Source organism: Caballeronia sp. INML1 (assembly GCF_023631085.1).
GTDB classification, from domain to species: Bacteria; Pseudomonadota; Gammaproteobacteria; order Burkholderiales; family Burkholderiaceae; genus Caballeronia; species Caballeronia turbans.
The window spans coordinates 12,854-25,192 of sequence record NZ_JALQDT010000084.1; the positions used below are offsets into that span (position 1 = coordinate 12,854).

The 12,339-nt window shown below is 64.4% G+C and carries 11 protein-coding genes and 5 pseudogenes; 7 read left to right on the forward strand and 9 right to left on the reverse strand.

All coding sequences use genetic code 11. The features are described 5' to 3' along the window. Nucleotides 1-55: 55 nt before the first annotated feature. The 5 genes from mdcE to mdcA are packed head-to-tail and all read right to left on the reverse strand — an operon-like array spanning nt 56 to nt 4,593. On the reverse strand, nt 56-871 hold the full coding sequence (gene mdcE, locus NCR38_RS32960; RefSeq protein WP_250478452.1) for a biotin-independent malonate decarboxylase subunit gamma: 816 nt from the start codon (nt 869-871) through the stop codon (nt 56-58). Next, nucleotides 868-1,719 (reverse strand): biotin-independent malonate decarboxylase subunit beta, encoded by an 852-nt coding sequence (locus tag NCR38_RS32965; protein WP_061118568.1) that lies wholly within the window; start codon nt 1,717-1,719, stop codon nt 868-870. Before NCR38_RS32965 ends, mdcE begins: the two co-directional genes overlap by 4 nt. Before the next feature lie 5 nt (nt 1,720-1,724). Next, the gene (locus NCR38_RS32970; RefSeq protein WP_061118522.1) at nt 1,725-2,033 is read right to left on the reverse strand and encodes a malonate decarboxylase subunit delta; all 309 of its coding nucleotides are present in this window, start codon (nt 2,031-2,033) and stop codon (nt 1,725-1,727) included. An 8-nt stretch (nt 2,034-2,041) separates the two neighbouring features. Continuing rightward, nucleotides 2,042-2,932, reverse strand: a complete 891-nt coding sequence (locus NCR38_RS32975; RefSeq protein ID WP_250478453.1) for a triphosphoribosyl-dephospho-CoA synthase — start codon at nt 2,930-2,932, stop codon at nt 2,042-2,044. Next, entirely contained in the window at nt 2,932-4,593 is a 1,662-nt protein-coding gene (mdcA, locus tag NCR38_RS32980; RefSeq protein WP_061118524.1) for a malonate decarboxylase subunit alpha, read from the reverse strand. The genes NCR38_RS32975 and mdcA overlap by 1 nt, the downstream gene beginning before the upstream one ends. Nucleotides 4,594-4,936: 343 nt before the next feature. On the opposite strand from mdcA, the pseudogene NCR38_RS32985 reads away from it, so the two are divergent. Both NCR38_RS32985 and NCR38_RS32990 read left to right on the forward strand, forming a co-directional pair. Continuing rightward, a pseudogene (locus NCR38_RS32985) lies at nt 4,937-5,071 on the forward strand (short-chain dehydrogenase/reductase); the annotation flags it as partial. 102 nt (nt 5,072-5,173) lie between these two features. After that, on the forward strand, nt 5,174-6,196 hold the full coding sequence (locus NCR38_RS32990; protein WP_061118525.1) for an LLM class flavin-dependent oxidoreductase: 1,023 nt from the start codon (nt 5,174-5,176) through the stop codon (nt 6,194-6,196). A gap of 16 nt (nt 6,197-6,212) precedes the next feature. Here NCR38_RS32990 and NCR38_RS34595 read toward each other — a convergent pair. Then, a pseudogene (locus NCR38_RS34595) lies at nt 6,213-6,323 on the reverse strand (LysR family transcriptional regulator); the annotation flags it as partial. Nucleotides 6,324-6,403: 80 nt separating this feature from the next. Between NCR38_RS34595 and NCR38_RS32995 the strand changes: the two are divergent. From NCR38_RS32995 to NCR38_RS33010, 4 genes and pseudogenes are all read left to right on the forward strand, one after another. Beyond that, complete coding sequence (locus NCR38_RS32995; RefSeq protein WP_250478454.1) at nt 6,404-7,318, forward strand: LysR family transcriptional regulator; 915 nt, start codon at nt 6,404-6,406, stop codon at nt 7,316-7,318. A gap of 205 nt (nt 7,319-7,523) precedes the next feature. Continuing rightward, entirely contained in the window at nt 7,524-8,291 is a 768-nt protein-coding gene (locus NCR38_RS33000) for an SDR family NAD(P)-dependent oxidoreductase (RefSeq protein ID WP_250478455.1), read from the forward strand. A 178-nt stretch (nt 8,292-8,469) separates the two neighbouring features. Further along, nucleotides 8,470-8,814 (forward strand): annotated as a pseudogene (locus NCR38_RS33005) (MFS transporter); the annotation flags it as partial. Between the two features lie 2 nt (nt 8,815-8,816). Further along, nucleotides 8,817-9,053 (forward strand): annotated as a pseudogene (locus NCR38_RS33010) (nitrate/nitrite transporter); the annotation flags it as partial. Here NCR38_RS33010 and NCR38_RS33015 read toward each other — a convergent pair. From NCR38_RS33015 to NCR38_RS33025, 3 genes and pseudogenes are all read right to left on the reverse strand, one after another. Continuing rightward, nucleotides 9,025-9,489: pseudogene (locus NCR38_RS33015) on the reverse strand (molybdopterin-dependent oxidoreductase); the annotation flags it as partial. The pseudogenes NCR38_RS33010 and NCR38_RS33015 overlap by 29 nt on opposite strands. Next, nucleotides 9,477-10,262 carry an MFS transporter gene (locus NCR38_RS33020; protein ID WP_284502489.1) on the reverse strand — a complete coding sequence of 262 codons (786 nt, stop codon included), beginning with the start codon at nt 10,260-10,262 and terminating at the stop codon, nt 9,477-9,479. The pseudogene NCR38_RS33015 and the gene NCR38_RS33020, both read right to left, overlap by 13 nt. Then, complete coding sequence (locus NCR38_RS33025; RefSeq protein ID WP_250478456.1) at nt 10,225-11,121, reverse strand: LysR family transcriptional regulator; 897 nt, start codon at nt 11,119-11,121, stop codon at nt 10,225-10,227. Before NCR38_RS33025 ends, NCR38_RS33020 begins: the two co-directional genes overlap by 38 nt. A 93-nt stretch (nt 11,122-11,214) precedes the next feature. On the opposite strand from NCR38_RS33025, the gene NCR38_RS33030 reads away from it, so the two are divergent. Beyond that, nucleotides 11,215-12,213: an NAD-dependent epimerase/dehydratase family protein gene (locus tag NCR38_RS33030; protein WP_250478457.1), complete on the forward strand. Its 999-nt coding sequence runs from the start codon at nt 11,215-11,217 to the stop codon at nt 12,211-12,213. Nucleotides 12,214-12,339: the final 126 nt, after the last annotated feature.

Below are 12,339 nucleotides of genomic sequence, written 5' to 3' on the forward strand. Positions count from 1 at the left end.
GTGTCTCCGTTAATAAATTTATTGGCTTCTAGCGAGCCGCTGCGAAGGGCCGGTTCTAGCGCCACTGCTCCCGCAACTTGCGCCGCACGGTCGCGGAGGCCGCGCGGTGTTCGCTGCCGAGCCGGCTTTCCAGCCCGCGCGAAGGGTCGCGGCGAATGTCGTCGAAGGCGGCTTGCAGGGACGTCTCGACGGCCGTCTGATCGGCGCGGGTCGGCGCATCGGCATCGCTCACGCTGAGGAGCTTCCACAGCAGCCCGAGCGACGCATAGTTGTCGATGTCGTAGGCCATCGGCGGCACGCGCGCCGTGAAGGCTTCGAGATCCGCGACCGAGCGCAGCGTGACCCGCGCGGCCGATTCCTTGCCCATCGCATGAACCATGACCTGCGAATCGGCGAGCGCGATCAGCCGGTTCGCCTGATAGCCGTGCGCGAGAAACGCCCCGGACATCGCGCGCCCGACGATCAGCCCGATCACCGGATGACCCGCGAGCCGTGCGCTGGCGTAAGCATCCGCGGCACCGGCGAGCGCCTGGTGGATGCCATACGCTTCTTCGCGCCGTCCGTACGCCTGACTCGCGACATCGATGACCGCGACGATTACGCGCTTCTCGTCGCGCTCCTTGTCGGCCGCAATGACTTCGCGCACCGCCCGCGCAAGTTCCCACGCCTCGACAAGCCCGACCTCGCCGCCGCGCGCGCGCGGGAACGGGTTGTCCGGATCGGGCACCACGGCGATAAAGCGTGCGCGATGCTCGCCCAGCCGCGCATCGGCGACACGCACGGACGGCGGATAGCCGGGCTGCAACGGCGCGCTGTACGTGAGCGCGTCGAGCCAGACCGCGCCGCGCTTCGAAAGCTCTTGTGTGCTCATGACTGAAACCCCTTGCCGTAGATGGCGGCTACCTGTTCGGGCGTGGCCTGCACGCCCGGATCGACCTCGGAAAGCCGCGCCAGGAAACCCGCGACGCGTTCGCTGCGGCATGCCTCGGGCCGGCCCGCGCGAAACAGGTCGATGACGGCCGCGCGCATCGCATCGGCGTCGTCGGCGACGTAGTCATCGACGAGTCCCGTGCGATGCCGTTGCTCGCAACCGGTGAAGCTCCAGATCATCGGACGGTCGCGCGAATCGAATTCGGCGATGCCCGCTTCCTGCTCGATGACAGCAGGCCCGTTGAGGCCGAGGCGCGCTTCGCGCGTGCCGATGAGATAGCTGCACAGGCCTGCCGCGATAGACATGCCGCCGTAGCAGCCGATCGGTCCGGCCGTGATGCCGATCACCGGCTGGTAGCGCCGCAAGTCGACGATGCCCGCGTGAATCTCCGCGATCGCCGCGAGCCCGAGATTGGCTTCCTGCAGGCGCACACCGCCCGTTTCGAAGAGGATGACCGCGCGCGTCGGAATGCCGTTGCGGTTGTCCTCGGCCGCGAGTTCGAGGCTGCCCGCGATCTTCGCCGCCGACACCTCGCCCATGCTGCCGCCCTGGAATCCGCCGTCGATGCCGAGCACGACGGCGGGCTCTCCGTCGATAGTGCCCCGGGCGACCACCATGCCGTCGTCGGCCTGCGTGACGATGCCCTGGCGCATGAGCCACGGCGACGTGACGCGCTGGAACGGGTCGAGCAGTTCGCTGAACGTGCCTTTGTCGAGGAGTCTTTTTGCGCGGCTGCGCGCATCGAGCTCGATGAAGCTCTGGCGTTCGAGCAGTTGCCGTGTATCCATGATGTTCACGCTCCGCCGGTTGATTTCAGTTGTTCGAAGACTTGCCCGATGCGCATCTGCACGACGCCCGGCGTCGCGCCCGAGTCGTTGATCTCGAGTTTCGCGGCGGGCAGCGATCCGTCGCCGAAGATGCGTTCGAGCACGGCTTGCCAGAGGCGGCCTTTTCCGTCGACGGAGGTCGTGATGTTCACGACGGTGCGATTCGCCGCGTTCGCTTCGAGCAGCACTTCGAGGTCTCCCGAAGCGACGACCCCCACGAGCGCGCGGCCTTGCGCGGGCTGCCCCGCCGGGAATTCGAGGACGATGGTTTCCATGTGTGTTCCTATGCGTTCGACGGATGATTGGCTTCGCCTCGAAGCCGGTCGAGAAAGATGGCTGCGGCGAGCAGATCGGCGGCGCCGCCGGGCGATACGTGCAGTTCGACGAGACGCCGGTCGAGGGTCTTCAGTTCGCGGCGCCCCGCGAGCGCGGCGGCGCCGCCTCGTTCGAGCACGCACCGCGCGCCGTGCTGCATTTCGGCGAGCGCGTCAGGGCCGCCGCGCGCGAGCACGCAGGTGTCATCGAGCGTTGCCATCACGGCGAGCAATGCGTTGAGGCGCGCAGCCGTTTCGCTGTCGCCACGCGAGCGCGAACGCATGAGCTCCGGCAGCGCGATATCCACGACATGCGGGAAGCCGGCCTGCGCCTGTGCGCGCGCGCCGCCGACGTGGTAGTCGAGGCACGCCTGCTCGCCCTTGTTGCCGGTGATCGCCGGGGCGTGGCGGTCCTGCACGCGAGCGATGGACCCGGCACGCAACGCGACGGCTCGCGGTGCAAGTTCCAAAGGTGCGCGTGCCGCTGCGGTCACGAGCAGCCCGAGCGCCCAGATCGCGCCGCGATGCGTGTTCACCCCGCCAGTCGCGCCGAGCATGCGCGCTTCGCCGTCGCGTCCGATTGCGCCGATGCGCTCGCGCAGCGCGAGCATCGGCTCGATTTCGAAGCCGGCTCGCGCCAGCTCGACGAACGTCGGCTGCAATGCGAGCGCCGATACGCACATCAGCCTCCAGTCGAGATCGCGATGCGCGCCGCGGCTGCGGATATCGACGAGGCCGGGTTTCGGCGCGAGCGTGACTTCATCGATCAGCGCTTCCACCACATGCGCGCCGAAACGCTCGGCCAGATCCGGTGCGTGGCGCAGCGGCCGCGCCGCATTCATAGCGAGGTTCTCGCGCATTACCAGCTCCGAAAGCGTGCGGGCGGTTCGTACAGCCCGTCCGACCAGTCGACGATATCGGCCATGCTTTTCGCGGCGAGCAGCGACCGGCTCGCCTCGCTGCGATGGACGCCGAGGTCCTCGGGCAGCGCGACGAAGCCGTCGCGGCGCAGCGCCGCAAGCTTGCCTGCGTCGCTCTTGAGACCGATCGGCGTGACCCCCGCGACGGCGGCGATCATCTCCTTGCGATGTTCGAGCGAGCGCGCCTTGTAGAGATATGCGATGCCTTCCTCGGTCAGCACGTGCGTGACGTCGTCGCCATAGATCATGACCGGTGCGAGCGGCATGCCGGACTCGCGGCCCACCTCGACGGCATCGATCGATTCGACGATGGTCGGCTGGCCGCCCGCCTGGAACGTCTCGACCATTTGCACGACGAGCTTGCGGCCGCGTTCGAGGGGGCTATCCGTTTGCAGGAGATCGAGCCATGCGGGCGTCGCGTGGCGCCGGCCGTGCGGATCGTGGCCCATGTTCGGCGCGCCGCCGAAGCCGGTGAGCCGCCCATGCGTGACCGTCGACGAATTGCCAGCGCCGTCCATCTGCAGCGTCGAGCCGATGAACATGTCCACCGCGTATTGCCCGGCGAGCTGGCACATCGTGCGATTGGAGCGCATCGAGCCGTCGCGGCCGGTGAAGAAGATGTCGGGCCGTTGCGCGACATACGCTTCCATGCCGAGTTCGCCGCCGAAGCAGTGCACGCTCTCGACCCAGCCGGTTTCGATCGCCGGGATCAGCGTCGGATGAGGATTCAGCGTCCAGTGGCGACAGATCTTGCCCTTGAGGCCGAGCCTTTCGCCGTAGGTCGGCAGGATCAGTTCGATTGCCGCGGTGTTGAAGCCGATGCCATGATTGAGCGACTGCACCTGATGCCGCTCGTAGATGCCGCGAATCGCCATCATCGCCATCAGCACCTGGATCGGCGTGATGAGACGTGGATCGCGCGTAAAGAGCGGCTCGATGAAGAAAGGCTTGTCGGCCTGCACCACGAAATCGATCCACGAGCCGGGGATATCGACGCGCGGCAGGTCCTTCGGATCGTCGACGATCTCGTTGACCTGCGCGATCACGATGCCGTCGCGAAACGCCGCGGCTTCGACGAGCGAGGGCGTGTCCTCCGTGCTCGGACCCGTATAGAGATTGCCTGCGCGATCGGCCTTGTAGCCCGCGCACAGCACGACGTTCGGCGTCAGGTCCACATAGAGCCGCGCATACAGCTCGATGTAGGTGTGAATCGCGCCGATCTCCAGGATGCCGTCCTGCAGGAACTGCGAGATGCGCAGACTTTGCGCGCCGGCATAGGCGAAGTCGAGTTTCCTTGCGATGCCGCGCTCGAAGAGATCGAGATGTTCGGCGCGGCTCACGCTCGGAATGATGAGATGCAGGTCGTGGACGATGTCCGGATCGACCTTCGCAAGCGAACGCGACAGGAAATCCGCCTGCTTCTGGTTGTTCCCCTCGACGACGACGCGGTCGCCAGGTGCGACGAGCGCTTGCAGGACATCGACGATGCGCCCGGTGGGCAGCACCATGCCATCCGCGATCGATGCAACCCGCGCAAGCCGGCGATGTTTTTCCGCGCGGCGCGTGGCCCAGCGGGATTGGCTCTGACTTTGAATGGACATGTGGACTCTCGCTCAGGACATGAGGCAAGTCTAGGGAGCGGACGAAGTGGTTTCAATCAGCTTCAGAATGCGTTCGTTATCACGAGGGTAACGATCGGTCGGGGCGCATCCCGTGTGCCGCGCCCGACGGAGCTGTGGGGTGGAAGTTCGACGCTGAGGGTTTTCCCTCGTCACAGCAGGTCGCAATCAGCGGGGGATTGGACAAGCGACCGAGATCCAGAATTTTTTCTATTGGAAGTCGACGAGTCGCTCTCCTATATCGCATTCCGTTCGTTCGTGATGGATTCGAAACGAAGTGGTAAGGAATGTCGGCGCGACAGGGACTTTTGATTAGACGGGCACGGATGGAATGAAGCCGCCGCTGCGTTTGCCGTTCGGCACGGACACGCTCAAGGCGCTCGCGGAAAAGAATGCGCACGTGACTGCCGCAACGCAAACCTGGAAGGCGCTTTCCGCATCCACCGACTTTCCGGCCTGATCCGCGAAGAAAGAACGGGCAGACAGCGCGCGTGCAAGCGGCGTCTGCCCGACTCGGGCAACATACGCTCATTGTCTTCTCACGCTTGCGCGCAACGCTGACATGAAAAAAATCGGTTTTCTATCGTTTGGCCATTGGTCTCCTTCGTCCCATTCGCTTGCGCGTTCTGCTTCCGACGTCCTGCTGCAATCCATCGACCTCGCGGTTGCCGCGGAGCAGCTCGGCGCGGATGGCGCGTTTTTCCGCGTGCATCATTTCGCGCGCCAGCTCGCGTCGCCGTTTCCGCTGCTGGCGGCTGTGGGTGCGAGAACCAGCCGCATCGAGATCGGCACGGCCGTCATTGACATGAGGTACGAGAACCCGCTGTACATGGCCGAGGATGCGGGCGCGGCCGACCTCATCGCCGGTGGACGCCTGCAACTCGGCATCAGCCGCGGCTCGGGCGAACAGGTGATCGACGGCTGGCGCTATTTCGGCTATGCGCCGGGCGAAGGTGAGACACACGTCGATCTGGCCCGTCGACACACTGAAGTGTTCTACGAAGTGCTGCGCGGCGAAGGTTTCGCTGAGCCAAATCCCCGACCGATGTTTGCGAACCCGCCGGGCCTGCTACGCGTCGAGCCCCATTCCGAAGGGTTGCGCGATCGCATCTGGTGGGGCTCGGGATCGGATGCCACCGCCGTCTGGGCAGCCGGTATGGGCATGAACCTGCAATGCTCGACACTGAAGAACGACGAGTCGGGCCGTCCGCTCCATGTTCAGCAGGCCGAGCAGATTCGCGCGTATCGGCAGGCATGGAAGGACGCCGGACACGTACGCGTGCCGCGCGTGTCGGTGAGTCGCAGCATCTTCGCGCTGATGAACGATCGCGACCGCATGTACTTCGGACGCGATGCGAACAGCGACGACACGATCGGCCTGCTGGACGGCAACATCCGGACAGTGTTCGGCCGCAGTTATGCGGCAGAGCCCGACGCGCTCGTCAGGCAACTCGCAGCCGACGAGGCCATTGCGGAAGCCGACACGCTACTGTTGACCGTGCCGAATCAACTCGGCGTGGAGTACTGCGCACACGTGATCGAATCGATCCTCACGCACGTCGCCCCCGCGCTCGGCTGGCGCTAGCGCGACGGCTCGGGCTTCAGCGCAACGGAAGCCAAAGCGGTCCCTCCCACGCTTTCAGCGCATCGAGAAACGCCTTCAATTTCGACGGCATGAAGCGCCGCGTCGGAAAGATTTCGGGGCGGCGCCAGCTAAGGCGTGCTTTGTCTCGTGAGGTCGTCCGTTCGCTACACTGCGCACTTGCGCTGATATCCTGCCAGGAGGATGCACATGGACCGCATGGTGGCGTTGGAGACTTTCGTAACAGTTGTCGATGCGGGTTCATTCTCTGCCGCCGCACGCAGGTTGAAGCTGGGCCAACCAGCCGTCTCAAAGGCAGTCGCACAGTTGGAGGAACGTCTGGGCGCCCGTCTGTTATTAAGATCGACACGGGGCCTGGCGCCGACGGATGCCGGTCAGCGGTTCTACGATCACGCACTCAGAGCCATCGACGAGGCGGAGTTGGCCGAACAAGCAGTGCGTGAATCGGCGGATGGCTTGTCCGGCCGACTGCGCATAGGCGCAGCCGTCACCTTCGCACGGTTGCACGTCTTGCCGGCACTGAAGTCCTTCCTGGATCAACACCCCAGTCTGAGCATCGATATCGTACTTCATGACCGGTCCGTCGATTTGCTTGAAGAGGGCGTCGATGTCTCATTGCGTATGGGCACCCTGGACGATTCGACCATGACTGCGCGCCGTATCGCCACCGGGCGGCGGCTCGTCGTCGGCACACCGTCATATTTCGCGGAAGCGGGATGTCCGCAAACACCTGTCGAGCTAAACCGACATCAAGCGGTCGTGTACTCCGTCCGAGGCGGCGGTGAATCGTGGTTGTTCAGCCGCAGTGACGGCTCCGACTCAACCGTGACGCTGTCTGGCCGAATAAGCGTGAACGCAGCTGAAGGCATGCGCTCGGCGGTACTCGCTCACATGGGCCTTGCTGTCGCTTCGGAATGGATGTTCGCCCCCGAACTCGCGAACGGCACAGTCAAGGCCGTCCTGACTGACTGGACGTTGCCGCCGATTGATCTGTGGGCAGTTTTTCCGTCCGGCCGCATGGCAACCACGAAGGCGCGTGCTTTCGTCGCTTTTGTCGAGCACCTTCTCAATGAGCGCAAATCGAGCGAGGACCTCACCGCCTAGCCGCTTCGCACCTGGGCGCTGACTGCTTCGGTCTGCCCCCTCGTCGCAGGAATAGGAGCTATTCCTCACGCGCGACTACCGCGCGATGCCACCCGAGCGGAGGATACGCATCAGCCGGTGCACGAAAACATTGGCTCCGATGCAGCGGTCCCCCCCGGCTACCCGGGCCGGAGAACCGCTTTGAAACCTACCTGTTGAGGAAAAAATGACTCAAGCTCTGAAAGGCAAACTCGCCCTCGTTACTGGCGCTTCGCGAGGAATCGGTGCAGCTATTGCCGCACGTCTTGCGCGCGACGGCGCGTCGGTCATCGTTCACTATGCGTCGAGTCCGGCGCGGGCCGAAGCAGTCGTCAAGGAGATCCGTGATGCCGGTGGCGAGGCTGAGGCTGTCGGCGCCAACCTGTCGCAGCCCGAAGGCGTCAAGAGCCTTACTGACTCACTGAACGGCGCGTTCGGCGGCCGCTTCGAGGGGCGGCTCGATATCCTTGTTAACAACGCTGGCACGGTCGAGTACGGCCCATTTCTCGATTCTTCGGAGACGTCATACGACACTCACTTCAACCTGAACGTGCGTGCGCCGATCGAACTGGCAAAAGACGCGGCAGCGCGAATGGTCGCGGCGGGATGGGGACGCATTATCAACGTGGGCTCGGCCTTTGGCGAAGCCGCGCCCCTGCCTGGCGTGACGCTCTACATAGCATCGAAGTTCGCTCTCAGAGGCTTTACTCGCGGGCTATCTCGCGAACTCGGCAAATACGGCGTGACCGTGAATGCCGTCCAGCCCGGCCCGATCGATACAGAACTTGCTCCCCAGCCCGGCACGGAAGACCACGCAACGATGACGAAGCTCGCAAGCGTGGGACGTTTCGGCAAACCGGCAGAAATCGCGGCGGCCGTAGCTTATCTCGCCAGCCCCGAAGCAGGCTATACGACCGGCGAGAGCCTGACGGTCGACGGTGGATGGATCGCCTGATCCGGGCCGCCAAGCCGAGTGCTATTCGAATGCCGCGTGCATTTCGGATAGCGTCGGCTAAACGGCGCGACAAAGGCATTGATGGGCAATGCGCATCTACCTCGGCCCCGGTCGTACACGGCGGTGCCGCTAATCCTTTTTGACTAGCGGCACATCGCCGCCTCATCCTCACGGCGGATACCCGGTCACGGATTTCGTCGTCCACGCGAAGGACGGTCCATGCACGTTTCGCATCGAGACGGGGCCGGTCGCCTACACGGCGCTGATGTTCGTTGTCGGCGTTGCCATGGCGATCGGCAAGGCGTCGGTATTCAAGTTCGTCTCGGATGAGTTCTCCGCGAATATCGGTGCGGTGTCGGGCATCGTCGGCCTTGCGGGCGGTCTCGCCGGCTTCCTTTTGCCGATCCTCTTCGGCGTGCTCGTCGATCTCACGGGCGTACGCACCACCTGTTTCATGCTGATGTTCGGCGCCACCGCCGTCAGTCTCATCAGCATGCATTTCACGTTTCAACCCAAACACTAGCCATGTCATCAAGATACCTGCTCACCCGATGGGAGCCCGAGAACGCCGTCTTCTGGCGTGCGACGGGAGAATCAGTTGCCCGCCGCAATCTCTGGATTTCAATTCCCGCGCTCGCGCTGGCCTTCGCGGTGTGGTCGCTCTGGAGCGTGGTGGTCGTCAGTCTCGATAAAGGCGGCTTCCACTTCACGAAAGATCAGTTGTTCTGGCTCACCGCGTTGCCGGCAGTGTCGGGCCCCACACCATCAGGTACGTGGAGTTGTACCAGTCGGCGGATTCGGGTACGTCGGTCTGTTCGCCCCAGATTTGCGGCGAGGCAGGCGGCAAGTCGCAATACCAGTCGTAGAACGACAGACACGCACCGCCGATCAGACTCAGATAGCGCGCGCCGGCGGCGTAGGACACCATCGACATGGCCGGAATCGGCGAGAAGCCGATCACGCGATCGGGTCCGTACTTGCCGATGGTATATGCATTCGCCGCCGCGATGATCTCGGTCGCCGTGTCCCAGTCCGCGCGCACGAAACCGCCGAGGCCGCGCACGCTCTTGTAGCGCTTCGCCTTCTTTGGGTCTTCGCAGATCGACGCCCACGCCGCGACCGGATCGAGCGTCTTGCGCGCCTCGCGCCACATTTCGACGAGTCGGCCGCGAATCATCGGATGCTTTACGCGCTGTGATAACCGGCGAGGTTCACATAAATGGTTCCGCTGACGACGAGCCCCCACACGAACGACAACGCTTCCTGTGCAGCCACGCTGGTGGCGGAGTAGAACAACCCGTAGCCGAGCACGGCGGCAATCAGAAAGCTCACCGAGAGCATTTTGCGAGCCGACAGGGAGTCGCCGATCCAGCCGCCAGCAATCGATGCGAACACACCGATTCCGTAGGCGCTCATCACGTGTCCGGTAACGGCCGGCGTGAAGGCCAGATGCTCGCGCAGGAACGTTGGGTACATGCCGAGATACTCATAGATGATCAGGCTGCCGATCAGGCTGAGCACCGTCAACAGAGCGGTGTTGCGGTTGAGCAGCGTCGGCGCCGCGGAAATCTGCGCGCTATTGCGGCTCGCTTCCGCGGCCCGGACTTCGCTGAACCATGGGCGCACCGCCACAGCGAGCAGCACGATCGCGACCACCCAGAGGAGGCCGAATACGACCATGGGAAACCGCCACGTATGCCGCATCGCAAGCAAGCCGCTGCCTGCGATAGGGCCGACGATCGCGCCGACGCCGAACGAGAAGTTCACCGCGCCCACCGCAGTTGACCGGAAGCGGGTGAAGTAGCGGGTGCCGATTGCGATGATCACCGACAGTTGCATTGCCTCGCCGATGCCGGTCGCGGCGCGATACAGCAGATGTCGACAAAGCCGTGCGCGCAGGCAGTCAGCACCGTGCCGAGCGGCAGTCGCGGCGTTATCGCGCGTACTGTTCGAGCGCGTCAGCGAGGGCATCGAAGGTAACGCGGCAGCGCGGGCTCGCGCGCAGATTCTCGTGCATCGTCACCCAGGTTTCGAGTTGGAGCGCGAACGCCTTCGACAGCACGCGTACGAGACCATCACGGCGCGCAATCGCGACATGACATCCGCCGATTCCCGCGCCCGCGCGGATGAGTGCGAGTTGCGCAAGATCGCTATCGGCGCGCATCGAAAACATCGCGTGACGAAAACCCGGCAACGTGCGACTCACATCGCGAATGAACGCGTTTGGCTGGTCGTAGCCGATGACGGCGTGCTCTGCGAGCGCCGCCATGCTGCGCGGCGTGCCGTGACGGTCGAGATAGTCGCGCCGCGCGTGAAGCCCGACGTCGATCACGCCGACGCGCCGCGCGACGAGTTGCGTCTGACGCGGACGCACCATGCGCACGGCAATATCCACTTCGCGCCTCAGCAAGTCCTGCACGCGGTTCGACAGCACGAGTTCGACGATCAATCGCGGATGCCGCTCGCGCAACGCCGCGATGACCGGCGGCAGCACTTCGACCCCGACCACTTCGCTCGTGGATACGCGCACGACGCCCTGCACGCCCGCGCCATCGTCGCCCGTGTGGCCGCTCGCCGCGCGCTTGAGCGATGCCGCCGTGCTCTGCATCGCTTCGGCGTGCGACTGTAATGCAAGCCCAACGTCGGTTGGCTGAAGCCCGTTCTGTGAGCGCGTGAATAAGCTCACCTTCAGCGCCCGTTCGAGCGCTTCAACGTGGCGCCCCGCCGTCGGCTGCGTGATGCCGAGCGCCCGCGCTGCACCCGACAGCGAGCCTTCGCGCAGCACTGCGAGGAACGTTCGGTAGAGCTCCCAGCCGATGTCGTCTGCCATACGTTTTTGTATATCGGATAAACGAAGTTCGCCAATTTTAATGTGCGCGCGAAGGGCGGAGAATGGCTCCGCCAACAACTTTGGGGGCGTGACATGGCGCAAGGCGAAACGGTTTTGATACTTGGGGCGACGGGCGGCATTGGCGGGGAAGTGGCGCGGCAATTGCGCGACGCGGGCTGGCGCGTGCGCGGGCTGCGGCGTGGCGCGGGGGCATCAAAGGGCGACGGCATCGAATGGATTCACGGCGATGCGATGAACGCGGCCGACGTGACGCGCGCGGCGCAGGGCGTATCCGTGATCGTGCACGCGGTAAATCCGCCGGGCTACAAGCGCTGGGCCGAACTCGTGCTGCCGATGATCGACAACACCATCGCGGCCGCGAAGGCGCAGGGCGCTACCATCGTGTTGCCGGGCACGGTCTACAACTTCGGGCCGGACGCGTTTCCGTTCATCGACGAAGACGCGTCGCAGCATCCCGTCACCAGGAAAGGCGCGATTCGCGTGGAAATGGAAGCGCGTCTGCAACGCGCGAGCAAGGAAGGCGCGCGCGTGCTGATAGTGCGCGCGGGGGACTTTTTCGGGCCAAGAGCGGGCAATAACTGGCTCGCGCAAGGACTCGTGAAGCCCGGAAAGCCGGTCACGAAGATCAGCAATCCGGGTGCGCGCGGCATCGGACATCAATGGGCGTATCTGCCCGATGTGGCTCGCACGATGGTAAAACTGCTTGCGCACCGCCATTCGCTTGATGCGTTCGCGCGCTTCCACATGAGCGGTCATTGGGACGAGGACGGCACCGGCTTGGCCGACGCGATTCGTCGTGTAGTCGCGCGCCGCATCGGACGCGAGCCCTCTGTCGGCGGCTTTCCGTGGTGGCTGCTTGCGCTCGCCGCGCCGTTCAATGTGACGTTCAGGGAGCTTCGGGAAATGCGCTATCTATGGACGACGCCCGTGCATCTGAATAACGCGCGGCTCGTCCACACACTCGGGCACGAGCCGCATACGCCGCTGGACGTGGCCGTCGAAAAGACGCTCATCGGCCTCGGATGTCTCACGACTGACCTTCACGCTTCGATATCGAGGCTCACATCGTAGAGCGAGCGGCCGTTCAGATGGCGCGGCGAGACGGGCCTCGCGCAGCTCGCGGGATCAATCTTCGAGCGACCTGAATACTGCTGAAGTGCGCGCTGGCGAGCGGCTCCGCGAATTGCAGGACGCCAG